The organism is Veillonella sp. S13054-11 (assembly GCF_002959795.1).
GTDB lineage: Bacteria > Bacillota > Negativicutes > Veillonellales > Veillonellaceae > Veillonella > Veillonella parvula_E.
On record NZ_PPCY01000008.1, the window covers coordinates 1 to 24,838 of the forward strand.

Annotated in this window: 18 protein-coding genes; 6 read left to right on the forward strand and 12 right to left on the reverse strand. The window is 40.8% G+C overall.

The annotated features are described in order from the left end of the window. Positions 1–215 precede the first annotated feature (215 nt). From potE to VPHSUH08_RS07760, 4 genes are all read right to left on the reverse strand, one after another. Positions 216–1,547 carry a putrescine-ornithine antiporter gene (gene potE, locus VPHSUH08_RS07745; RefSeq protein WP_004697529.1) on the reverse strand — a complete coding sequence of 444 codons (1,332 nt, stop codon included), beginning with the start codon at positions 1,545–1,547 and terminating at the stop codon, positions 216–218. 589 nt (positions 1,548–2,136) lie between these two features. Further along, positions 2,137–3,564, reverse strand: a complete 1,428-nt coding sequence (gene argH, locus VPHSUH08_RS07750) for an argininosuccinate lyase (protein ID WP_058948109.1) — start codon at positions 3,562–3,564, stop codon at positions 2,137–2,139. Further along, positions 3,564–4,775: an argininosuccinate synthase gene (locus VPHSUH08_RS07755; protein WP_058948110.1), complete on the reverse strand. Its 1,212-nt coding sequence runs from the start codon at positions 4,773–4,775 to the stop codon at positions 3,564–3,566. The genes argH and VPHSUH08_RS07755 overlap by 1 nt, the downstream gene beginning before the upstream one ends. A gap of 252 nt (positions 4,776–5,027) precedes the next feature. Then, the gene (locus tag VPHSUH08_RS07760; RefSeq protein WP_077707647.1) at positions 5,028–5,834 is read right to left on the reverse strand and encodes a transglycosylase domain-containing protein; all 807 of its coding nucleotides are present in this window, start codon (positions 5,832–5,834) and stop codon (positions 5,028–5,030) included. Between the two features lie 330 nt (positions 5,835–6,164). Between VPHSUH08_RS07760 and VPHSUH08_RS07765 the strand changes: the two genes are divergently transcribed. Then, positions 6,165–6,443: a metal-sensing transcriptional repressor gene (locus VPHSUH08_RS07765; RefSeq protein WP_004697521.1), complete on the forward strand. Its 279-nt coding sequence runs from the start codon at positions 6,165–6,167 to the stop codon at positions 6,441–6,443. A gap of 92 nt (positions 6,444–6,535) precedes the next feature. Here VPHSUH08_RS07765 and VPHSUH08_RS07770 read toward each other — a convergent pair whose 3' ends face one another. Both VPHSUH08_RS07770 and ptsP read right to left on the reverse strand, forming a co-directional pair. After that, positions 6,536–6,796, reverse strand: a complete 261-nt coding sequence (locus VPHSUH08_RS07770; protein ID WP_105087143.1) for an HPr family phosphocarrier protein — start codon at positions 6,794–6,796, stop codon at positions 6,536–6,538. A gap of 136 nt (positions 6,797–6,932) precedes the next feature. Beyond that, positions 6,933–8,660, reverse strand: coding sequence for a phosphoenolpyruvate--protein phosphotransferase (ptsP, locus tag VPHSUH08_RS07775; RefSeq protein WP_105087144.1), 1,728 nt, complete (start codon positions 8,658–8,660; stop codon positions 6,933–6,935). Between the two features lie 318 nt (positions 8,661–8,978). Here ptsP and dapF point away from each other — a divergent pair, with 318 nt between their 5' ends. From dapF to VPHSUH08_RS09565, 5 genes are all read left to right on the forward strand, one after another. Continuing rightward, a complete protein-coding gene (gene dapF / locus VPHSUH08_RS07780) occupies positions 8,979–9,812 on the forward strand; it encodes a diaminopimelate epimerase (RefSeq protein WP_105087145.1) in 834 nt (277 codons plus the stop codon). Position 9,813: 1 nt separating this feature from the next. Next, on the forward strand, positions 9,814–11,211 hold the full coding sequence (locus VPHSUH08_RS07785; RefSeq protein ID WP_105087146.1) for a Na+/H+ antiporter NhaC family protein: 1,398 nt from the start codon (positions 9,814–9,816) through the stop codon (positions 11,209–11,211). A gap of 28 nt (positions 11,212–11,239) precedes the next feature. Further along, entirely contained in the window at positions 11,240–12,154 is a 915-nt protein-coding gene (gene pfkB, locus VPHSUH08_RS07790) for a 1-phosphofructokinase (RefSeq protein ID WP_101928485.1), read from the forward strand. Positions 12,155–12,187: 33 nt separating this feature from the next. Next, complete coding sequence (locus VPHSUH08_RS07795) at positions 12,188–14,182, forward strand: fructose-specific PTS transporter subunit EIIC (protein WP_004695026.1); 1,995 nt, start codon at positions 12,188–12,190, stop codon at positions 14,180–14,182. A 447-nt stretch (positions 14,183–14,629) separates the two neighbouring features. Continuing rightward, the gene (locus VPHSUH08_RS09565) at positions 14,630–18,190 is read left to right on the forward strand and encodes a subtype B tannase (RefSeq protein WP_199176062.1); all 3,561 of its coding nucleotides are present in this window, start codon (positions 14,630–14,632) and stop codon (positions 18,188–18,190) included. A 274-nt stretch (positions 18,191–18,464) separates the two neighbouring features. Here the strand turns inward: VPHSUH08_RS09565 and cysK are convergent, their stop codons facing one another. From cysK to VPHSUH08_RS07835, 6 genes are all read right to left on the reverse strand, one after another. Then, positions 18,465–19,400 (reverse strand): cysteine synthase A, encoded by a 936-nt coding sequence (gene cysK, locus VPHSUH08_RS07805; RefSeq protein WP_004698220.1) that lies wholly within the window; start codon positions 19,398–19,400, stop codon positions 18,465–18,467. A 15-nt stretch (positions 19,401–19,415) separates the two neighbouring features. Continuing rightward, positions 19,416–19,865, reverse strand: coding sequence for an Rrf2 family transcriptional regulator (locus VPHSUH08_RS07810; RefSeq protein WP_004698292.1), 450 nt, complete (start codon positions 19,863–19,865; stop codon positions 19,416–19,418). A gap of 377 nt (positions 19,866–20,242) precedes the next feature. After that, on the reverse strand, positions 20,243–20,806 hold the full coding sequence (ahpC, locus tag VPHSUH08_RS07815; protein WP_004695016.1) for an alkyl hydroperoxide reductase subunit C: 564 nt from the start codon (positions 20,804–20,806) through the stop codon (positions 20,243–20,245). A 220-nt stretch (positions 20,807–21,026) separates the two neighbouring features. Continuing rightward, complete coding sequence (locus tag VPHSUH08_RS07825) at positions 21,027–22,637, reverse strand: CTP synthase (RefSeq protein ID WP_004695015.1); 1,611 nt, start codon at positions 22,635–22,637, stop codon at positions 21,027–21,029. Positions 22,638–22,652: 15 nt separating this feature from the next. Further along, on the reverse strand, positions 22,653–24,386 hold the full coding sequence (gene argS / locus VPHSUH08_RS07830; protein WP_004698104.1) for an arginine--tRNA ligase: 1,734 nt from the start codon (positions 24,384–24,386) through the stop codon (positions 22,653–22,655). Then, entirely contained in the window at positions 24,352–24,810 is a 459-nt protein-coding gene (locus VPHSUH08_RS07835) for a DUF1934 domain-containing protein (RefSeq protein WP_004695011.1), read from the reverse strand. Before VPHSUH08_RS07835 ends, argS begins: the two co-directional genes overlap by 35 nt. Positions 24,811–24,838 lie beyond the last annotated feature (28 nt).

Consider the following 24,838-nt stretch of genomic DNA (forward strand, 5'->3'; position numbering starts at 1 on the left):
GTATATAACGGTATATATATTAATTTTAATAATAATAAAGCAATGTAAAAACTTTATTATAAAATCTTTTTATACACAGCAAAAATTTGATTAATAATTATACTCTTTATGTTTTTTCATATCTAGCTCGCATTAATTATGAGTCTAATGCATGATTATGATAAAAAAGAGGCTATTACCAAGTAATAGCCTCTAATAAGACGAGATGTATTCAGTTAATCAATACTTTGTTGTAAGCGGTGTGCTCTGCGTGTATCCCACGCTTTACGCAAAACATAAATCACCAAACCTATGCTTACTGCCACTGCGCTACCTACCATAGCATCAAAACCACATGCATAGATTGCATATAGGCAGTAAAGAACGCCTATACCGAACAAGTAATTAGAGCGTTTAATACGACTTTCAGCTACGCCAGCCATACGCATCATTGTAGGTACTGCCAAGATGCACAATACATACGGTACTACGTTAGTTACAACCGCTAAGTTTACTAGGATTTCAAACTGCTCACGCAAGGATTCGCTTGCAGTGAATAAAGTAAGTAATGTTTCAACAGCGAGTAAAATCAATACACCACGAACAGGAGCATCTTTGCTATTTACACGAGCGAATATTTTAGGAAAGTAACCATGTTCTGCTGCACTTTTGAAGACGCGAGACAATGTGAATTGCCAGCAAAGCAAAGCGCCAAAGCAAGAAATAACCATAGCAGCCATAACGATGTTTGCAATTGTATCATTGAACATGTATACGAATGTCAAACCGAATGGTGCGTTAGAATTTAATAAATCAACGTTAGGCACAATACCTGCCATAACGTTTGTGGACAAGATATAAACCACTGCCACTGCTAATGTACCCGCCACAGTTGCGATAGGTACGTTTTTCTTTGGATTCTCAACAGCATCAGCATTAGCCGCTGCGGACTCAAATCCTAGGAAGCCCCATAAAGTTAGGGAAATAGATTGTTTTACCGCATCATAAAGCGGAAGATCATTTGGGTTCCATGCCGCCCAATAGATAGATGGATCAAACCAATACCAGCCGATTGTACCGATTAATAAAACCGGAACAATAGAGCCCCAAATAGTCATATTGCTGAGTCGACCTGTGAAACGATTCCCTCTGAAGTTTAGAATCGCTGCAAACCACAAGAGCACAATTGTTACTTGACTTGTTTGTGTCGCATTGAGGTCAACACCAAAGAAAGCTGCGCCATAACCTACGGCAGATACCGCGATGGCGATATTAGCAATGATGAGAGATATGCTGTAAGCATAGCTCGCCATAAAATGTCCAGTTTTACCGAAGCGATGTTCTGCATAACCGCCCATGCCCCCTTGTTTTTGGGAGAACATACCCGCTTGAGCAAAAATATACGCTAGTAAAAGCGCACCCACAGCTGTCACGAGCCAAGATAAAACTGAAATAGTACCAACTTGAGCCAAATTAGTTGGTAACATAATGATCCCAGCTCCTAGCATATTGGCTGCTACCATTGTGGTTAGCTGGAATACAGACATTTTTTTAGCGGTGGTTTTCATGTATCAATCCCCTTTCACTAAGGTGAATTTTTTCTCGTCCATAATTCACTTAAAATATATATACCGCTAAGTAAATTCAGTTCGTGCTGTGATGGGCTTGAATGTGAATTTACCGTTTTTATTCTTATTACGAGTTAAATAATAACACCTATGAAACCAAAATAAAAGTACTTTATTGGCGGACAAGGCATATTACACGAATTGAATAAATCATAGGTAATTTATCATCAAAATCGAACAGAACTCATTTTAATCGTAGCAAAGTATATTTTTACCCCATTTTATTCTGTGTATAGATGTAATTTTTCCTATCTATCACGGTTATAGTGTCCTAGTACAAGACTATTATTCTCTCACAGTCCACTATATATGTACATGTAAATACATCATTTTAATAGTGGATTATCAATTAGAATTTTGGGCTTTATAGGTATCGTCTAGCTTTTAAATAAAAAATCGATATACATATAAGTATAATGGGCAATATTAGACCCTTAATGAAATCCTTATATGTATATCGATCTTATTTTTCCAGATTTTATTGATAACTATTCTTTATTTTTATCTACTACTTATTCCGCACTAAGCTCTACTCTTCTACAGATTCAACGATTTCTTTCCATTCAGCAATTTGCTTTTCCTCAGCAGCGATAATGATTTTACCATTATTACGTTGTCGTTCCACACATTCTGGAGCCGTACCAGAATAGTTATTACGACCTGCAACACAAGCTTCGATGGAGATAGCGTCAAGAATATCTGCATCAAAATGGTTGGAAATAGCTTTGAAGTCCTCTACGGATAGATCAAGGAGTACACAACCTTTTTCGATGCAATGATGCACCGCATTACCTACGATTTCATGGGCTTCACGGAATGGAACACCTTTCTTCGCAAGATAATCCGCCATATCTGTAGCATTGGAGAAGTCGTCATCCAAGACTGCTTTCATATGAGCCCCATTGACCTTCATACCACGAATCATAGCCGCATTAATGGACAATGCGAAGTGTACTGTATCAATAGCATCGAAGATACCTTCTTTATCCTCTTGCATATCCTTGTTGTATGTAAGAGGCAAGCCTTTCAAAGTTGTTAAAAGGCCTAACAAATGACCATAGGTACGGCCTGTTTTACCACGAACCAGCTCGCAAACGTCAGGATTTTTCTTTTGCGGCATAATACTAGAGCCCGTGCAGTGAGCATCATCAAGTTCAATAAAATTGAACTCATTGGTAGACCACAAGATCAACTCTTCGCTAAGACGGCTCAAATGCATCATCACGAGAGATGCAAAGGATAAGAATTCAACTACGTAGTCACGGTCAGATACGGCATCCATACTATTTTCGTAAATACGAGAGAAGCCCAAAAGCTTTTGCGTATATGTTTGATCAATGCCGTATGTAGAACCAGCTAATGCGCCGGCCCCAAGTGGCATGATGTCCGCATGTTTGAATACCATCAACAATCGATCAAAATCTCGTTCTAACATGGAGAAATAGGCCATCATATGATGCCCAAACAATACAGGTTGAGCCCGTTGTAAATGCGTATAGCCAGGCATGATAACGTCACTATATTTTTCAGCTGTTTCGATGAGGGCCTTTTGCATGTCTACGATAAGCTCCCCCATTTCCACAACGGCTTTACGCACGTACATATGCAAGTCTACTGCACATTGGTCATTACGGCTGCGGCCTGTATGCAAACGACCACCGGCTTCACCGATATCATCGGTGAGGCGTTTTTCAATATTCATATGAATATCTTCAAGAGCTACGGAGAACGGAAACTCTCCTTTATCAATCTGACATTTAATCTTCGTTAAACCTGCTATGATGGCATCTCGATCTGCGTCGGAGATAATATGTTGTTTTGCCAGCATAGTCGCATGTGCCTTGCTGCCTGCAATATCTTCGGCGTACATCCGCGCATCAAAAGCGATAGAGGATGTAAAATCCTCTACCGCTTTATCAGTGCCTTTTGTGAAACGCCCGCCCCACAATTTAGCCATTATTTACCTGCCTTTTCTTTCATCAATGCATTAATTTTGAGAGGTAAACCGAACAAGTTGATGAAACCTTCTGCATCAGCTTGATCGTATACATCATCTTCTTCAAATGTTACAAAATCTTCGCTGTACAAGGAATATGGAGAAGTACTACCCGCAGAAATGATATTGCCTTTGTACAATTTAAGTTTTACTTCACCGGTTACAGTTTTTTGAGTTTCGTCAACAAACGCTTGTAATGCGTTCATCAATGGTGCGAACCACATGCCATCGTATACAAGTTCAGCGTATTTGTTAGCAATGAGTTCTTTGTAGTGGTATGTAGCTCTATCTAAGCAGAGGTATTCAAGTTCTCTGTGAGCATACATGATGATGGAACCACCTGGGTTTTCATAAACGCCACGGGATTTCATACCTACCAATCTATTTTCAACGATATCTACAACGCCTACACCATAGTGTGCACCAATCTCGTTGAGTTTTTCTAATAATTGTAATGGGGTGCCTTCTTGACCGTCTACGGCTACAGGTACACCTTCTTTAAAGGATACAGTTACATAACCAGCTTCATCTGGAGCTTGTTCAGGTGTATGTGTTACCAAATACACATCATCTTTAGGAGCATTTGCTGGATTTTCAAGATCGCCGCCTTCATGGGATAAATGCCATACGTTTTGGTCCATAGAATATGGATGAGATTTTGTAGCTACAACTGGAATATCATGTTTAGCAGCATATTCCATGCAATCTGTTCTAGATTTCAAATCCCATTCTCTCCAAGGAGCAATGATTTTCATGTTAGGAGCTAATGCTTTGATAGTCAACTCAAAACGAACTTGGTCATTACCTTTACCAGTCGCACCATGAGCGATTGCATCAGCGCCTTCTTTTTTGGCAATATCTACAAGAATTTTACCAATTAAAGGTCTCGCGAAGGATGTACCTAATAAATATTTACCTTCATAAATTGCACCAGCTTTTACAGTAGGCCATACATAATCTTTTACAAACTCTTCCTTAGCGTCAACGATGTACGCTTTAGATGCGCCAGATTTGATCGCTTTTTTCTCAACTGCATCATAATCCTCAGGTTGGCCCAAGTCTACACACACTGCAATAACTTCAGCACCATAATTTTCTTTCAACCAAGGAATGATAACAGAAGTATCTAAGCCACCAGAATATGCGAGTACTACTTTATTTGCTTTACCCATGATAACACCTCATAAACCACTATCTATTTAGACTCATATAATCAATACAATATCAGATAATTGTGAAAGCACCGTGGTATCTTCTATTACCGACAGGTATTCTCTCCTTCTGACAAAAAATAGTATACACCTGTATAATTATAAATGCAAGCATTATTTTTATTCATTTTAATAATATATTTCGTTTACGAACTAATAAATAAGCTATATCTAGTAATCGAACACCAGATATAGCTTATTAAATATATTAAGTTATTCTTCCACAAGCTCCAAGTCCTGTTCGTACGCATAGTCTGCTTCGGCTTGTGTAATCATGCCTTGGTCTACCATTTGTTCGAGCACCAGCTTTTGTCGAGCCTTTGCACCTTCATAGTTCGTATAAGGATCTAAATAGGACGGTGCATTGGGTAATGCTGCAAGCATAGCACTTTGTCCTAATGTCAATCGACTAGGGCTTGTTCCAAAGTAGCCGTGAGCAGCTTCGTAGATACCGTAATAGTTATGACCATAATATACGGTATTCAAATACATGGTAAGGATTTCTTCCTTAGAGTAGTAATGTTCCATTTCACTAGCGAGGATGGCCTCTTCCACCTTACGACTCATGATGCGCTTCGAGGAAAGGAACAGATTTTTTACAAGTTGTTGCGTAATAGTACTACCGCCTTCTAGCGTTTCACCTGCTATAGTGTTTGTGTACAAGGCGCGAATAATACCGAGTACATCAATAGCTCCATGTTTATAATACCGCTTATCTTCAATAGCGATTAATGCATTTTTTGTATACTCAGGAATAACATCCCCTTTCACCCAATGCTCTTTTGAAACACGTTGATTAAGAGCTATCTGTACTTTATCTCTAAATGTAAACAGTCGTATAATTCGATCCGTACGACTGAGCGTGTCTTCACTTTGTTCTATTTGTTTTTCAACAATTGTATGAGCTTTACTCTCACGATTTGTCCCTTGAAAGCTATGGTATCCGTCATATATAAACATAGCCAAAATCATGACCACCACGAACACCACTAGATTTCGAAGGTAGCGAAATACTTTCATTTCTTTCACCTATTTCTTAAAGGTCTGTAATATAAACACATGTAAATATAGGTTTATAATCTAGCCATATATACAATACCTTATATACATATACAAATATAAAGTATATTAAATGTATTGTATCACATCAATCAATAAGAAGATATGTAAAACACTAGTTTTTACGTCCACTCATACTACAAATATATTTAATATATCTTATAACGGCACAATACTATATATCTATAAATACCGATTAATGCATATTAGTTATACTTATTAAGTTGTATTAAAAACTTTAAATAGAGTATAATATATAAGATGATAAAAACATGCCTATGGAGGAGTAAAATGAAACAGTGTATGGATTCAGAAAATCTGCATCGTCGATTGCGTAAAATCTTAGGTCAAGTGCAAGCTATTGATCGAATGATTGAAGAAGACATTCCCTGCGAAGATGTGTTGAGCCAAATTAATGCAGCTAAGTCTGCACTACATAAAGTAGGACAAGTAATTCTTGAAGGTCATATCAACCACTGCGTACGAGATGGTATTGAACATGGTGACGTAGAAAAAACCATTAGCGACTTTACAAAAGCTGTAGAGCGCTTTGCAAATATGGGTAAATAAAAAAGGACTCTACAAATGAATTGCACCCAAAAATTGGACATAATTTTTGGAGGTGCAGTTCAAAATGTAGGGTCCTTTTTGTTACCCTCATATTAATCGTGGTTAGTTGTTAAGAATTCGCTCAATGCAGTGAGTGCCTCATCTTCGTCAGCACCGTCAGCAGCCAAGGTAACGGATGTGCCTTTTGTAGCACCCAAGGTCAATACAGTTAAGATGGATTTAGCATCTGCTGTTTTACCATTAGCAGCGATGGTCACTTTGGATGCAAATTTAGCCGCCAATTGTGTGAAAGCTGTAGCAGGACGAGCATGTAAACCGGATTCGTTAGTAATTTCTACTGTTAATTCTTTCATGATAACCTCTTTCTATCTCGATAGGCGGTGCCTATCCATACGTTCTAATAGATATATTGTATCAATATCACGCATTTCAATTCAAGTATATTACATCGTATTTGCTATGTAATGATTCTATTTAACAAAAATAGAATTATAATAAACCTTTTTCAGCTAATACAGATTTAGCGTATTCTGTAATTTCTTCTGCGGTGTCCATAGTAAGTGCTTTATTTGCCACCTCTTCACATTCTGCTTTGGAAACGGAACGCAAAATATTTTTAATAAGAGGAATTGAAGAAGCCGTCATGGAGAATTCGTCGAGACCAAGGCCTAACAGAATCATGGTTGCCACAGGGTCGCTAGCAAGCTCACCGCACATACCTGTAAATTTACCTTGTTCATGACTGGCATTAATAACGTGCTTAATAAGACGCAATACACCTGGATGCAACGGTTGATACAAACTACCGATTGCTTCGTTCATACGGTCTACTGCCAATGTGTATTGGCAAAGATCATTGGTACCGATACTAAAGAAGTCTACATATTTAGCAAGAATTGGAGATATAACAGCTGCCGCTGGTACTTCAATCATGATACCAACCTTGATATTCTTATTAAAATCTTTACCCTCAGCCGCCAGCTCTTTCTTACATTCATCAAGCATAGCATTCGCTTGCTTCACTTCCTCAACGGAAGCAATCATAGGATACATGATGTGAATATCACCAAACGCACTAGCTCGTAATAAGGCACGCAATTGCACCTTAAAGATGTCTGGACGATTTAGGGATATACGAATAGCGCGGTACCCTAGGAATGGGTTCATTTCACTTGGTAAATCAAGGCATTTCAGCTCCTTGTCCCCACCGATGTCCATAGTACGGATGATAACAGGTTGCCCCTTCATATCTTGGGCTACCTTTTTATATTCTTCGAATTGTATTTCTTCTGCAGGCAATTCGTCATTTTCCATGTAAAGGAATTCTGTACGGTACAAACCAATACCTTGTGCCCCCATAGTGAGCGCATGTTTAGCATCCTTCGCCTTACCAATGTTGCCAAATAGCTCTACATGATGGCCATCAACAGTAGTAGCTTCAAGATTAGCGGATTCGCGTAACCGTTTTAGCTCCTCTTGGAACGCTAACGCTTGATTCGTATACTCCGGCCAATCCGCATCAGATGGATTGATTTCCACGATACCATCCGTACCAAGAACAACTGCCTTATCACCATCTGCGAAACTTTCAATATCACCAACGCCCATAACTGCAGGAATCTCTAAGGTACGAGCCATGATAGCCGCATGAGATGTAGGACCACCTGCGGCCGTAACGATACCTTTTACTACAGCTTTATCAAGAGATGCCGTATCAGATGGTGCCAAATCATGAGCCACCAAGATAACTTCGCCAGAAATATGCGATAAGCCACGAGGATTCATGCCTAACATATTACGCATCAAACGATCACCGATATCCTTAATATCCGCACCTCGTTCACGCATATAGGCATCTTCCATACCAAGGAAGATATTTGCAAAGGTTTCAATTGTTTGAGCCGTGGCCGATACCACATTCATATGGCTAGACTCAACAAGGGATTTAATTCCGTCAGATAAGGATGGGTCTTGCGCAATTTGCATATGCGCTTCAAAAATAGCCGCTTCTTCTGGCCCCATTTCATCCAACGCTTTTTTACGAATAGTATCCAATTGTTTTAAGGTAGATGCCATAGCAGTTGCAAACTTGCCAATTTCTTCTTCTACCTTGTCTTCCGTTACATTGTAATCAGGAATGACAATTTCCTCTTGAATATATCTATATACATTGCCTACTGCAACGCCACGAGATCCAGAAATCCCTTGAATTCGCATATGTGTTCCTCTTTCTATTACGATTAACTACATTACTTTTTATTTTATCATTTCTCTGTTAAACAATAAAGTAATCCAAATACCTATATTCCCTTAAATAACCGTCCCATATGGGGCATTTTTTGTTTTACTATAACTCTCAATAAACGCTGTAAGCTTTCCTTATTTTCCCTTTATTTTGCTATAAATTTATACGATTCCATACCATGCTTAGGGCCTATTTATGATATAATATCATAATATAGAATATATAATAATAAACATATGAGACTTTCACGGGCTTCATGGTGAAAGTCTTACTTATTGATAGGAGACTTTATGAAATTAACGAAAATGCATGGTCTCGGTAATGATTTCATCCTCTTTGCCGACCCACAAGGGACGTCTAAAGACTACACAGACCTCGCCATCCGCCTTTGCGATCGTCGCACGGGTATTGGTGCTGATGGTCTTGCTATCCTAGTTCCTTCCGAAACCTGTGATGTGCGCATGCGCATCATCAACTCCGATGGTAGTGAAGCAGAAATGTGCGGTAATGCCATCCGTTGCTTTGCCAAATACGCTTATGAACACGGTAAAACAACGAAGGAGACTTTCACCATTGAAACCTTAGCTGGCGTAATGAAGCCTACATTGACTATCGAAAACGGTATAGTCACACAAGTTACTGTAGACATGGGCAAACCATTTTTTAAGGCCCAAGACATTCCTATGAATGTAAACATGGATAAGGTTATCGACGTAGACCTCGATGTAAACGGTGAAACCGTAACAGTGAGTTCTGTATTGCTCGGTGTGCCTCATACGGAGGTATTCATCGACGACATTACAAAAGCCCCTGTTACAACACAAGGCCCTATCCTTGAAAAGCACGATGCCTTCCCTGCCAACACCAATGTAAACTACATTGAAGTGGTAAACGACAAACACATCAAGGTGCGCACATGGGAACGCGGCGCTGGCGCTACCTTAGCTTGTGGAACAGGATCTTGTGCCTCTGCCGTTATGTCCTTTGAAAAGGGCTTAACAGGCCGCGAAGTAGATGTGGAACTCTATTTAGGAACATTGCATATTTCATACTTGGAGGATGGCACGGTGCTCATGACAGGCCCGGCTGAGGAAGTCTTCGAAACAGAACTTCCTATCGATTAAAATGAAGTGGTTACAACTTATATTAAATGCGTTCCTAAGGTACCAACAGGGCCGCACACTCATGCCACGGAATATAGAGCCCCTTTTGGGACTACTTGCATCCATTCTCGTCATCCTCATCGCCGTAGCCAATAGCATCGCTATTGGTTATGCCTTGATTGTCGTATGGAGCATCATGGCCTACGTGTTCTACCGCAAAGGATATGCACTAAAAGAATTATTAAACCTATCTTGGACAGGTGCGAAAACATCCATCGTAGTGATGCAAATCTTCCTCCTCATCGGTTGGCTCATCGCCATGTGGCAAGCAGCAGGCGTTATTCCTATGATTATCGCCACAGGTATCGATTTAATTGATCCATCCATCTTTATCGTCTGTGCCTTTTTAATAACAGCTATAGTGAGTATGCTGTTAGGTACTGCACTAGGCACTGTAGGAACGATAGGCATCGTACTCATCACCATGGCAAGAGCTGGGAGTATTCCAGAAAATATTGTGGCCGGTGCTATTATTGCAGGCGCTTACTTTGGTGATCGAAACGGTCCACTATCCTCTAGTGCATCTCTTGTAGCAGCCTTGACCCATACAAAGGTATCGACGAATATTCCCATCATGTTTAAAGATGGTATTCCAGCACTCATCATCTCTACAGTGCTGTATCTATTACTATCTCAGTGGTACCCACTCAATTACGAAAATAGTTTACTATCCGATACAATTCACTTTATTTTTAATATCGATTGGACTTTATGGATTCCAGTCATCATCGTCATTGGCCTATTGCCTTTGAAAGTATCTATCCGTTGGCCTATCGGACTCAGTGCATTAGCGGCGGCCATTCTAGCCTATACCAATCAGGATGCGAGCCTCTCAGAGTTGGGATGGTATACCTTAACAGGCTTTGAACTACCGCACTATAATCCACTAGCTAATATCATTCATGGCGGCGGTCTACAAACGATGTTTATCCCTACCCTTTCAATTTTTATGGCTACTGCCATTTCAGGCATGCTCGAAGGGGTTGGCTTCTGGAACGATATACGACAACTGTTAGAGCGAGCTAAAACACGGAGCGATGTATTTGCTGCCAATGTAGGTCTTGCTTTCTTAACAGGTGCGGTTGGATGCAGCCAAGCTATTGCGGTAGTTATGACGCACTCTATTATGCGTATTACCTACGCACAGCAAGGTATTCAAGACGAAGATGTAATGCTAGACTTTGAAAATAGTGGCATTCTCATCGCTCCATTACAACCATGGAATATCGCTGCCTACGTGCCCATTGTCATGATGGGTACAAGTTCAACAGGTTATGTACCATTTGCCTTCTTCCTATATCTAGTACCACTCATCTATTGGTTACGATTACGGAAGCAAGATCAACCAATCATACGCTAATTAGTATTATCTCAAAAGGGGAAATTGTATGATTTATACCATTACCTTTAATCCAGCTCTCGATTATATCGTGCGCCTTGATCACCTCAAGACGGGTACTATTAATCGCACCATCCAAGAATACGTTCTCGGTGGTGGCAAAGGTATCAACGTATCTATCGTGCTCAACAATCTTGGCATGGATACGACAGCACTCGGCTTCATCGCAGGGTTTACAGGCGAAGAAATCGTAACACAACTCAAGAAATTCGGCGTGAAAGAAGATTTCATCCGGCTTCGCGAAGGATTAACCCGCATCAATGTTAAGGTAAAAGCCTCTGATGAGGAAACAGAGATTAATGGCCGCGGCCCAATCATCGGTACCGACGAATTAGAAGCTCTATACAAACAGCTTGATGCGTTGACCGAAAAGGACACCTTAATCCTTGCTGGCAGCATTCCTTCTAGCCTACCAAGCGATATGTACGAACTCATTATGGAGCGCTTACAACATAAAAATATTCGCATCGTAGTCGATGCTACAAAGGATCTACTCACAAAAGTCTTGCCTTATAAACCATTTTTAATTAAGCCAAATAATCACGAGCTTAGTGAAATCTTTGGGCGCACTTTATCTACAAAAGATCAGCTTGTAGAAGCAGCAAAAACATTGCAAGAGAAAGGCGCACAACACGTGCTCATCTCCATGGCTGGTGATGGTGCTATTTTGGTGTCCGCTGACGGCACTGTATATACCAGTCCTGCCCCTAAAGGAACTCTCGTGAATTCCGTAGGTGCTGGCGACTCCATGGTAGCCGGCTTTATTACGGGCTATGAAAAGACGGGTGACTTACAAGAGGCGCTCTATTGGGGTATCTCCAGTGGCTCTGCCTCCGCTTACTCTGAAAACCTCGCAACCCTTGAAGAAGTAGAAACACTGCTTTCACAAGTACGAGTTAAATAGTTTTATATTTTATGTGCATCAAGGAGTACACATATGAAAATCACTGATCTATTAAAACCTCAATCTATCCTACTGAATGCAGATCCTGTCACAAAAGCTGACGCCATTTACACCTTAGGTGAATTGATGGACAAAGGAGGCTATTTGACAGACAAGGCAGAATATTTAAAAGCTGTCTTCGCTCGTGAAGAGTCTGGTTCTACAGGCCTTGGCGACGGTATTGCCACACCACATGCTAAATCTGCAGGAGTAAAAGAACCAGGCCTCGCCGCTATGGTTGTACCTAATGGGGTAGACTTTGAAGCATTAGATGGTCAACCTTCTCGCCTATTCTTCATGATTGCGGCTCCAGAAGGCGCCGCTGACACTCATGTTGAGGTATTGAGCAAACTAGCAACTATGGTGATTGACCCAGACTTCAAAGAAGCCCTAATTCAAGCGGCTACTGTTGATCGATTCTTAGAGCTCATTACAGCTAAAGAAGAAGGAAACTTTGACCCATCCGTAGAAGGATATATCAAACCAGCAGAGGATCAAAAAGCAACCAGCATTACCGATGCTATCGAAGCAAAGGCTACAGAAGCAATTGAAAAGGTAGCACCTAAGATTTCTGTAGATAACCCGCATTATGATGTACTTGCTGTTACTGGCTGCCCTACAGGCATTGCACATACCTATATGGCGGCTGAATCTTTAGAACGCAAAGCTAAAGAAATGGGTGTTTCTTTAAAAGTAGAAAAGAATGGTGCATCTGGTGTTAAAGACGCTCTTACAGCAGAAGAAATCGAGCACGCTAAATGCATTATCGTAGCTTCTGACCGTCAAGTAGAGATGGCACGCTTTGATGGCAAACCTATGATTCAAACTAAGGTTGCGAACGGCATCAATAAAGCGGAAGAGTTATTGCGTGAAGCTATGGCTGGTACAGCACCTGTATACCATGCTTCCCCATCTGACAAAAATGGTGCAGTGGCTGCATTCGATGCGGCAGATAACTTTGGTCGTCAAATCTACAAACATTTGATGAATGGTGTCTCCCACATGTTGCCATTCGTTATCGGTGGCGGTATCTTAATTGCCCTTGCCTTTTTATTCGATGTATTCGACCCAGCAAATCCTAAAAACTTTGGTTCCGGTACACCTCTTGCAGCTTTCTTAATGCAAATCGGTGGCGCTTCCTTTGGCTTCATGTTACCCGTATTAGCGGGTTACATCGCTATGAGTATTGCGGACCGTCCAGGTCTTGTAGCTGGTTTTGTTGGAGGCTTATTAGCTAACCAAGGTGGCTCTGGTTTCCTAGGTGCATTGATTGCCGGTTTCGCAGCAGGTTATTTGGTATTATTAGTTAAGAAATTAGTATCTGGTTTACCTCAAGCCTTAGAAGGTACAAAACCGGTTCTCTTCTACCCTGTGCTTGGCGTATTATTCATTGGTATCGCCATTACCTTTATCATCAACCCTCCTGTATCCGCACTTAACCACTGGTTGATGGACTCCTTGCAATCCATGGGCACAACGAGCCGCGTATTGTTAGGACTTATCTTTGGTGCTATGATGTCCGTTGACATGGGCGGCCCTGTAAACAAAGCGGCTTATGTTATCGGTACTGGTGCTCTTGCAACTGGCGAATACGGTATTATGGCGGCTGTCATGGCAGGCGGTATGGTTCCTCCATTGGCAATTGCTCTTTGTACTACATTCTTCCCTAGCCGCTTCACAGAGGCTGAACGTAAATCTGGTATCACAAACTACATCATGGGCCTTTCCTTCATCACAGAAGGTGCCATCCCATTTGCAGCAGCCGATCCAGTTCGCGTATTGCCAGCCTGCATTATCGGTGCTGGTACAGCCGGTGCGTTATCTATGTTCTTCGAATGCACACTACGCGCTCCACATGGCGGTATCTTCGTAGTACCAACAATTGGTAATCCACTTCTTTACCTTGCATCCATAGCAATCGGTTCTGTTGTAGCTTGCTTCATCTTAGCACTGGTAAAGCCAAGCTTAAAAAATAGTATCACTAAATAAACCATTAAAATTAATCTTCGATTATAACTTATATATGATTGATTGATGGCTGATAATTGTTGATTGTTTATGATGAGTTTCGACGATTAGCGGTTAGTAACTAATAGTTAACATTTAGCGACTAATTGATTAATGACTCTTATCGATGGTGAAAACTGGTGTCACACCAGTAGATATAGTAAAAGGACTAGAATATACGTATTCTGAACTGACCTAAAATTGGACACAATTTTGGAACAACAGTTCAGAAGTATACGTGATCTAGTCCTTTTCTTATATTCAAAAATAATTAATATTATTTTATATTTTATAATCTAGACCACTTTCAAAAGTCGAAGCAAGTCCTCAAAATTGTACAATTACATCGATTTATGTTAAACTATATAAATATTAATAAACTTTAAAATTATAAATTATTATTAGAAATCTAGTTCGGAGAGCTAATTCATGAAATCATCCAAAAATTGTAAGGTTACTGCTGCATTTCTTGCTGCAGCTGCACTGGGTGGTGTTGCCCATGCAGAGCCTACACTTAACATGAATGATTTAGTAGGTACGAGTACCAGTGCTGAATCAACGACACAGAGTCCTACAAGTGTAGCAACTCCAGTCGTGAAACCAATGGCAACTCAGCCAGTCTTACCAGCTACACCACAACCGGCCACCGTTGTACAACAACAAACACCACCGATGGCACAACCTCAACCATCCTACGTGATGCAACCAGCAACGGTTAGCCCTGTACAAACTCAACAAGTTACACCATTGCAAGCAGTACCGCAACAAGTAGTACCAATGCAATCTCAACAACAGGTTCAAACTCAACCGCAGTATGTTGTCAATAAAGATACAAAAACTGTCATGGAACCTACATTAGCAATGCACAGTTTGATAAATGTACAACGAAAAACTGAACCTGTTACTGTAGAGAAACCAGTGGATGGTAAGCAACAAGTACAAACTACACAAGTACAGCGTACACCTGTTGTTATTCAACAAGAATCCATAGCTCCATTAACTGTATCAAATACTACAGTAACAAAAGCCGTGGTAGCAAAACAGAGACTTACAATTCGAGATATTCAACGAGCTGAGCGTGAGCGTCTAGCTCAACTAGCCGCTGAAGAAGCATCCCAACAAGAAAATTTATCACAAGCTGATCAACAACAACTTGCTCAAAAACAAGCTGAAGCCCAACGGCAATCAACTTTACAAGCGGAACAAGAACGTGTGGTAGCTCAACAAGCCGAGGCTCAACGCCAAGCGGCTTTACGTGCTGAGCAGGAACGTCTTGCGGCCCAACAAGCTGAGCAAGCGCATATTGCAGAAGAACGCCGTCAAGCGGCAGAGCAAGAACGCATTCGTATCCAAGAGGAACAACGCCGTATTGCTGAGCAACAGGCGGAACAAGAGCGTATCGCCGCTCAACAAGCGGAAGCTCAACGCCAAGCGGCTATTAGAGCAGAGCAAGAACGTATTGCCGCTCAACAAGCCGAAGCTCAACGTCAAGCAGCTATTAAAGCTGAACAAGAACGTATCGCTGCTCAACAAGCTGAGGCTCAACGCCAAGCGACTATTAGAGCGGAACAAGAACGTATAGCGGCTCAACAAGCCGAAGTGCAACGCCAAGCAGCTATTAGAGCGGAACAAGAGCGAATCGCTGCTCAACAAGCTGAAGCTCAACGTCAAGCAGCTATTAAAGCAGAACAAGAACGTATCGCTGCTCAACAAGCCGAAGCTCAACGCCAAGCGGCTTTAAAAGCTGAACGTGAGCGTATCCTCGCTCAACAAGCTGAAGAAGAACGCTTAGCTGCTGAAGAAGCAGCTCGCCAACGTGCCGAAGCTGCCGCTAAAGCCGAAGCCGAACGACAAGCAGCTATTAGAGCAGAACAAGAACGTATGGCAGCTCAACAGGCTGAAGCTCAACGTCAAGCGGCTATTAAAGCAGAACAAGAACGTATTGCTGCTCAACAAGCTGAGGCTCAACGGCAAGCCGCTTTAAAAGCTGAACAAGAGCGTATCGCGGCCGAGAAAGCTAAAGCAGAACGCGAAGCTGCTATTAAGGCAGAGCAAGAACGTATTGCTGCTAAACAAGCGGAACTTGCAAGACAAGCTGCGATCCAAGAAGAACAAGAACGTTTAGCTGCTGAACAACTAGCAAAAGAAGAAGCGGCAGCGGCAGCTAAAGCTCGGGCTGAAGCAGAGGCAAAAGCTTTAGCAGAAGCGGACGCTGCTGCTAAAGCGCAAGCTGAAGCTGAGGCAAAAGCTAAAGCAGATGCTGCTGCTAAAGCTCAGGCAGAAGCCGAGGCAAAAGCTAAAGCAGAAGCAGATGCTGCAGCTAAAGCGCAGGCTGAAGCCGAGGCAAAAGCTAAAGCTGAATCTGAAGCCGAAGCAAAAGCTAAATCTGAGGCAGAGACTAAACAGGTTCAAGAAAGTAAATTACCGCAATCTTATGTAGATGCTCGTAATACAGCCTCTACAAAAGGCTCTTCTGTAACAGAAGAGAAAAATATTCTTTCCCAACCAATGGATCCACCATTGCAAGCCAATGCATCTGCAAAAATTAGCCTTGCCTTTGACGCGAAAAATTACGAATCTATGTCTACGACAGTAGATAATAAGGAAATCAAATATCGTGCCTTCGAGTACATCCCTTACGTGGCTAATCCAATCGACATAGATCAGCAATACATGAACATTTATGTACCAGAGGAATATTTCAACAACGGCACTATCAACGGTTACAACACCCAAACAGCCCCTATCTTCATGCCAAATGCGGTAGGCGGTTATATGCCAAGTCAAGCTATGACTCCAAAAATGGAAAATGGTAAACCTAACAGTGTTCTTTACGCATTATCCCGTGGTTATGTAGTAGCTTCCCCTGCTACACGTGGTCGTACCAATAAAGCTTCCGATGGCAACTTCATCGGTAAGGCCCCTGCAGTAATCGTTGACTTACAAGCGGCTACAGCCTACTTACACGCCAACGATTCCGCTATGCCAGGTAATGCAAACCGCATTATCACAAATGGTACAAGTGCAGGCGGTGGTGTATCCTTGTTACAAGGTGCAACTGGTAACAGCTCCGACTTCCAACCATATTTACAAGCATTAGGTGCAGCTACCGCGGCAACTAATGTATACGCAGTATCTGCGTATGCCCCTATCACTAACCTCGATGCAGCTGATATGGCTTACGAATGGAGTTATAACGGCATTTCGTCCTTTAATAAAGTGACTATGTCCCCAGGTGAATTACCACAAGCCAATGTAGGCGGTACTCCTGCTCAACCACAACGCACAATGCAACGTGTAAACTTGAATGCAGACGATCTAGCATACTCCAAAATGCTTAGTGAACACTTCCCTGATTACGTAAATAACTTACAATTACGTGACTCTCTAGGTCGTGTTCTAAAACTCGATAAGAATGGTAATGGTACTTTCAAAAATTATGTAAAAGAATTTATCGTTGCTGCTGCTAATAAAGCACAAGCTAAAGGTACTGATTTATCTAAGCATACATACCTTGTACGTGATAATAAAACAGGGACTATCAAAGACATTAACTGGGAAGCATATAACCACTTTGTAAGCCGTTCTAAAGCGCCAGGCGCCTTTGACTCCCGCTCCAATGATACTGGTGAAAACAGTCTATTTGGTACAAGTACTACAGATAATAATCACTTTACAATTACTGCTGCATTACACGATACAACTACTAATCAAGATGTATACGTAGAAAATGCTAAGATTGTTACTATGATGAACCCAATGAACTATCTCGGTTCTCCAGCTGCGACAAATGCACGATTCTATCGTATCCGTTACGGCACAGCTGACAGCAATACATCTGTTGCAATTCCTTTAATCGTAGGTACGCGTGCTCAAGACCTTGGGTACAGAGTAGATATGGCAACACCATTTGATGTAGATCATTCTGGTGATTACGATCTAGAAGAATTATTCAACTGGATGGATAATATTGTTAAAAACGGTAGATAATTACAATTAAATACATACCAAAATACTAAAGGAGCTACCTAGTAGCTCCTTTAGTATATACAATTATAAATTTTTTTGTGTATTCAATAATAAATATTATTGTAAAAGACCCTCTCCCACTATCAATAATCTGCACTATTATCTACTCAGTACATTACCTATTACAATAACAAATGAATTCAGAAAAAAAGGATGCTCCCTGTAAAATACAGGGAAACATCCATGTGTTTGAGCCAGTAGAAAGCAACTGTTATGCTTTCACCATGATAGGTGATTAAACTTCAGGGAATAAAGCTGTAGATAAGTAGCGTTCGCCTGTATCAGGGAGAATTACTACAATATTTTTGCCTTTATTTTCAGGGCGTTTTGCCATTTCTTGAGCCGCCCAAAGCGCAGCACCAGAGGAAATACCTACCAATACACCTTCTGTGTGACCGAAGGCTTGAGATGTAGCAAAAGCATCCTCGTTAGAAACTTGGATTACTTCATCGTAAATGTTAGTATCCAATGTATCTGGAATGAAGCCAGCACCTAAACCTTGGATTTTATGAGGGCCTGGTTTACCATTAGACAATACAGGAGAATCTGCTGGTTCTACGGCAACCACATGTACATCAGGGTTTTGTTCTTTCAAGTAGCGACCTGCACCTGTCAACGTACCGCCTGTACCAACACCAGATACGTAGATATCTACGGTACCATCAGTATCTTGCCAGATTTCAGGACCAGTTGTTCTGTAGTGAATTGCAGGATTAGCTTGATTTACGAACTGACCTGCTTCAATAGCACCGGATGTAGCCGTTACGATTTCCTTAGCTTTAGCAATAGCGCCTTTCATACCAAGAGAACCGTCAGTCAATACGAGCTGAGCACCATAACCAAGCATTAATTTACGGCGTTCAATGGACATTGTTTCAGGCATTACGATTACAACTTTATAGCCAAGCGCAGCACCTACAGCAGACAAGCCAATACCAGTATTACCAGATGTAGCTTCTACGATTGTGCCGCCTGGTTGTAATTCACCAGATTCAACTGCAGCTTGAATGATTGCTGCTGCGATACGGTCTTTTACGGAACCTCCTGGGTTAAAGTATTCCAATTTTGCGAAAATATTAGCGTTTGCACCATATTTTTTACCAAAACGTGTAGCAGCTAATAATGGTGTTTTACCAATTAATTCAACAAAAGATTTTGCAATTTTAGACATAGTGGTCACTCCTTATTAAATAGAACCATCCCAATTATCATATTTTGTATCGAGTTTTGCGTAAGTCCCATCAATTACATCTTGTAGGGTTACGTTTTCTAAATAATCATGAATATAATTTTGTAAGCCTGCCCAGAAACCAACGGTGCGTTCGTTGATTACTGTATCAGTACTCACCCCTTCATCAAGGGTAGATATGATAGCCATCGATTCCTCAGTAGCAAGCAATATTTCAATAATTGTGTACTCCTTAGGGCTTTTAGACAATCGATATCCGCCGTATTTACCGCGGATACTATCCACTAGGTTAGCAGCGCCTAAACGAGCTACGATACCTTCTAGGTATTTTTCAGATATGCCTTGTCGTTCTGCCACAGATCGCAAGGAAACTGGTTTATCTTGCCCTTGCTCTGCCAAATCGATGAGAACCATCAATGCATAACGACCTTTTGTGGAAATCCTCATATATCTTGCCTTTCTTTGTAAACGTTAGTGTTAAACACACCCATATTAAAAAGTGCTTATATTATATTTATAAAGCTATTTATAAAACCTTTCATATTAATAGGAATTAATTTCATTATAGACCACTCACTATAAAAATGCAAGAACTTATTTCCTACTTTTATAAAGGGATATTAACAACACAAAAGGACCAGCCCGAAGACCAGTCCTTTTGCGTATAGTTTGTAGTTTGTTATATGAGGTTTACCATGATGAATTGGAGAGGGTTCATCTGGTATTGGGACTTATCGTATCGTCAGGAAAACGATGCGCGCCCGTGTTTATGTCATTTGAGGAGTTATCTAGATTACTCTAGCATTTAAGTATAAGTTTCTTAATTAGATTTTACCTACAAGATCAAGACCTGGTTTCAAAGTGTCTTTACCTGGCTTCCAACGTGCAGGGCACACTTGATCGCCATGTTTAGCTACGAATTGAGCAGCTTGTACTTTGCGAACCAATTCTTCAGCGGAACGGCCGATACCCATATCATGAATTTCTGCTGTACGCACGAAGCCTTCTGGATCTACTACGAATGTACCACGGTAAGCCATAGCAGATTCTTCTTGGAATACATCGAAGAAGTCAGCCAATTCATGTTTTTTGTCAGCTAACATGTAGTACTCGATTTTATTGATGCTTGGAGAAGCATCAGACCATGCTTTGTGAACGAATTCGGAGTCACAAGATACGGAGTAAACTTCGCAACCCAATTCTTTCAACTCTGCATAAGAGTTTTGTACGTCTTCCAACTCAGTAGGGCATACGAATGTAAAGTCTGCTGGATAGAATACGAATACAGACCATTTACCCAACACGTCTGCAGTGCTAACTTTTACCAATTCAGGTTTTTTGAAAGCATCAAGTGTAAATTCAGGAAGTTGTTTACCAATAATAGACATGTTATGTCCTCCTTATTTGAGTTCCATATTTAACGAATATATTTATATTGGTGTACTTAACACCATATCTATATCTATCTTTGTCTATATAATAACAAATATCATTCAATATTGCAAGCGTTATTTTTAAATTTATCGATATATTTTTCCAACTTTTTTCGATGTAAGCAAAAAAAGAAGAAAGATGCTCATTTCTGAGCATCTTTCTTCTTTTTACGTACTATTTTTTTAGTTCTAAAATTGCATCTACGAAACCACGGAATAATGGGTGTGCATTATTTGGACGAGACTTAAGTTCTGGATGGGCTTGTGTACCAATGAAGAATGGATGATTTTTTACTTCAATACTTTCAACAAGACGGCCATCTGGAGATGTACCTGAAATCACAAGACCTGCATCGGTCAATTGTTGACGGTATTCATTGTTGAACTCATAGCGATGACGATGACGTTCATAAATCAAATCTTCCCCATAAGCCTCGTGAGTTTTCGTACCTGCTTCTACTTTGCATGGATAGATACCTAAACGCATTGTACCGCCTTTTTTATCTACATCAACTTGATCACTCATCAAGTCAATTACTTTGTACTTAGCATTTTCATCGAATTCGCTAGAGGTTGCTCCTTCCATGCCACATACGTTACGAGCAAATTCCATTACTGCAGATTGCATGCCAAGGCATAGGCCAAGATATGGAATATTGTTTTCACGAGCGTATTGGATTGTGCGAATTTTACCTTCTACACCACGGGAACCAAAGCCACCAGGCACGATGATACCTTCAACACCTTCAAATACCTCTTTAGGATCTACAGAAGTATCATCAAGTTCTTCAGAGTCAATCCAACGAATATTCACTTTAGTACCTGTAGCAATACCAGCATGATCTAGAGCTTCAACTACGGATAAATACGCATCATGCAACGCTACATATTTACCAACGATAGCAACTGTAATATCTTTATTAGGATTCAAGATCTTATGAACCATTTCTTTCCATGCAGTCATATCACATGGACGATCTTCAAGACCTAACTTTTTGATAACAATATCATCAAGACCTTGATCTTGCATCATCAATGGCACTTCATAGATAGAGCTACAAGTTTGATTTTCAATAACTGCTTCAGGTTCTACGTCGCAGAACAAAGCAAGTTTTTCTTTCATATCATCAGAGATATGTTTCTCACTACGACATACCAAAATATCTGGTTGAATACCAATGCTACGCAATTCTTTTACACTATGTTGTGTAGGTTTTGTTTTCAACTCGCCTGCGGCATTGATGTAAGGCACTAACGTAACGTGAATGTAAAGTACATCGTTACGGCCTACTTCTTTTTTCACCTGGCGAATAGCTTCCATAAATGGCAAGCTTTCAATATCACCTACAGTACCGCCGATTTCAGTGATAACTACATCAGCATTATCCTCTTTACCTACACGGTAAACATTTTGTTTAATTTCATTTGTAATATGTGGAATTACTTGTACAGTGCTACCTAGGTAATCACCTTTGCGTTCTTTATTGATTACAGACCAATATACTTTACCAGCTGTAATATTAGAACGTTTGCTAAGGTTAATATCGATAAAGCGTTCATAATGCCCCAAATCAAGGTCCGTTTCGGCGCCGTCATCTGTTACGAATACTTCACCATGTTGGTAAGGGCTCATCGTACCAGGATCGATATTAATGTATGGATCAAATTTTTGAATCGTTACATTGAAACCGCGGTTTTTTAGTAAGCGACCCAAAGATGCTGCTGTAATCCCCTTTCCAAGAGAAGAAACAACGCCGCCAGTTACGAAAATATACTTAGTTGCCATGATGCCTCCCACCTATTACATTTTTTCCGGAGCGGAAATACCTAAAATACCCAAGCCTTGACGAAGAACGAGGGCAATCGCTGTGATTAATCCAAGACGAGCTTGTTGCAACGCTGGATCTACGCCAATGATACGACCTTGACGGTAGAATGAATGGAACATGCTTGCCAAATCGTATAAGTACCGAGCAATACGATGAGGTGCACGATGTTCAGCAGCTTGAACGACCTCTTCCGGATATTCAGCTAATTTCTTAATTAATTCTAATTCCATTTCACTTGTAAGTGTTGTGAAATCAGTTTCACTATAATCGCCAAATGCGATGCCAGCTTCACGCACTTGGTTGTAAATGCTGTGAATACGAGCATGAGCATATTGGATATAATACACCGGGTTGTCATTACTGCGAGATTTTGCCAAGTTAATATCGAAATCAAGTTGGCTGTCTAAGGAACGCATCAAGAAGAAATAGCGAGACGCATCTACGCCAACCTCTTCAATCAATTCATCTAATGTAACGCTATCACCACTACGTTTAGACAATTTAACAAGTTGTCCGTCACGGAACAATGCTACCATTTGTAATAACAATACTGTTAATTTATCAGGGTCATAACCAAATGCCGCCATAGCCGCTTTTACACGACATACATAGCCATGATGGTCAGCGCCCCAAATATCAATCATTTCTTTAAAGCCACGATCAAATTTATTGCGATGATACGCAATATCTGCCGCCAAATATGTAGGAACCCCATTATCACGAATAACTACGCGGTCTTTATCATCACCATAATCAGTAGATTTTAACCATAAAGCACCGTTTTTTTCATAAACTTTGCCAAGGGCCTTTAATGCCTCTACGGAATGATGAATCTCATCCGTTTCATGAACTGTACGTTCAGAGAACCAATTATCAAAAGTAACGCGGAAGTTTCTTAATGTTTCCTCTAAGCGAGCTAATTTTTCTTTTAAGCCCTCTTCCTTAAACAAGGCTACACGATCTGCTTCGTTCATAGCATTTAATTTATCAAAGCCTTCGCGTTCTGCAATCGCTTTCGCTGTTTCAATAATATCTGGGCCACGATAGCCATTTTCAGGGAACACTAAAGCCCCTTCTGGAATATCGAACTCAGGCATAGAACCGTCTTCATTGCGTTTAGGTGGGAATACTAATGTAGCACCTTGTAACTCTTGGAAACGGTACTCAATGGAAATAGCCATGTTGTCGATTTGATTACCTGCATCATTGATATAGTACTCGGATTGTACATTATAACCCGCTGCACGCAACAAGTTTACAAGAGCACTACCGTACGCAGCACCGCGACCATGACCAACATGCAATGGACCTGTTGGGTTTGCACTTACGTACTCTACTTGAATCGTATCGCGCGCACGCAATGGTTGAACACCATACTCAGTACCAGCATTCAAAATGGCTTTTAACGTATCGTACACCATATCAGATTTCAAAAAGAAATTAATAAAACCTGCGCCGGCAACCTCAGCACGTTCAAGCCAATCAAAATTCATATGACTAATCAAAGCTTCAGCAATGGCTCGAGGATTTTGACGAGCTACACGAGCGGATTGCATAGCGATGTTTGTAGAAAAATCACCGAATTCCTTTTGAGGTGGCACTTCGAGAACGATTTCTGGATATTCCCCAGCCGGCAAATCACCGCTGTTAATCGTATCTTGTAATGCCTGTTCAATCCCCGATTTCAGGATTTCCTTCATGTCCATGCTCTATATCCTCCCGCACGTCTATATCTAACTGATTATAAAATTGCCATTCACCTTCAACGGAAATATCATATCCTAAATGAACATGACCTACGCCATCATGAAAGTCTACTGTTAATTCATGAGTATTTACAGCCATATGTAAATCACCATATGGTGTTTCATATACGGCTTCACGTTCTTCACCACGGACGTATTGATGACGCATATTGACAGCCCCTGTTCGGAGCAACACGATAGAATCATCATGAATTTTAATGGTCGTCTTAACCCCATCCAATCCAGTCACACTAGATTCTTCATAACGCACATATTGAGCATTACCTTTTTCATGTGACGTACCTGGGGAAATCAGTTCCACTACGGTATCCTTGCCATCCATATCTCGTTGTACACTCTTTACGGACACTAGAACCCGCTTCATTTTCAACCTCCATGGTAGTAATTAATCA

Coding starts and splice junctions, on each gene's coding strand:
- VPHSUH08_RS07835 (WP_004695011.1), bottom strand. CDS start 24,810: ATGAAGCGGGTTCTAGTGTCCGTAAAGAGTGTACAACGAGATATGGAT.
- VPHSUH08_RS07770 (WP_105087143.1), bottom strand. CDS start 6,796: ATGAAAGAATTAACAGTAGAAATTACTAACGAATCCGGTTTACATGCT.
- pfkB (WP_101928485.1), top strand. CDS start 11,240: ATGATTTATACCATTACCTTTAATCCAGCTCTCGATTATATCGTGCGC.
- VPHSUH08_RS07755 (WP_058948110.1), bottom strand. CDS start 4,775: ATGGGTAAAGCAAATAAAGTAGTACTCGCATATTCTGGTGGCTTAGAT.
- VPHSUH08_RS07825 (WP_004695015.1), bottom strand. CDS start 22,637: ATGGCAACTAAGTATATTTTCGTAACTGGCGGCGTTGTTTCTTCTCTT.
- VPHSUH08_RS07795 (WP_004695026.1), top strand. CDS start 12,188: ATGAAAATCACTGATCTATTAAAACCTCAATCTATCCTACTGAATGCA.
- ahpC (WP_004695016.1), bottom strand. CDS start 20,806: ATGTCTATTATTGGTAAACAACTTCCTGAATTTACACTTGATGCTTTC.
- ptsP (WP_105087144.1), bottom strand. CDS start 8,660: ATGCGAATTCAAGGGATTTCTGGATCTCGTGGCGTTGCAGTAGGCAAT.
- dapF (WP_105087145.1), top strand. CDS start 8,979: ATGAAATTAACGAAAATGCATGGTCTCGGTAATGATTTCATCCTCTTT.
- VPHSUH08_RS07765 (WP_004697521.1), top strand. CDS start 6,165: ATGAAACAGTGTATGGATTCAGAAAATCTGCATCGTCGATTGCGTAAA.
- VPHSUH08_RS07760 (WP_077707647.1), bottom strand. CDS start 5,834: ATGAAAGTATTTCGCTACCTTCGAAATCTAGTGGTGTTCGTGGTGGTC.
- argH (WP_058948109.1), bottom strand. CDS start 3,564: ATGGCTAAATTGTGGGGCGGGCGTTTCACAAAAGGCACTGATAAAGCG.
- VPHSUH08_RS09565 (WP_199176062.1), top strand. CDS start 14,630: ATGAAATCATCCAAAAATTGTAAGGTTACTGCTGCATTTCTTGCTGCA.
- argS (WP_004698104.1), bottom strand. CDS start 24,386: ATGGACATGAAGGAAATCCTGAAATCGGGGATTGAACAGGCATTACAA.
- VPHSUH08_RS07810 (WP_004698292.1), bottom strand. CDS start 19,865: ATGAGGATTTCCACAAAAGGTCGTTATGCATTGATGGTTCTCATCGAT.
- cysK (WP_004698220.1), bottom strand. CDS start 19,400: ATGTCTAAAATTGCAAAATCTTTTGTTGAATTAATTGGTAAAACACCA.
- potE (WP_004697529.1), bottom strand. CDS start 1,547: ATGAAAACCACCGCTAAAAAAATGTCTGTATTCCAGCTAACCACAATG.
- VPHSUH08_RS07785 (WP_105087146.1), top strand. CDS start 9,814: ATGAAGTGGTTACAACTTATATTAAATGCGTTCCTAAGGTACCAACAG.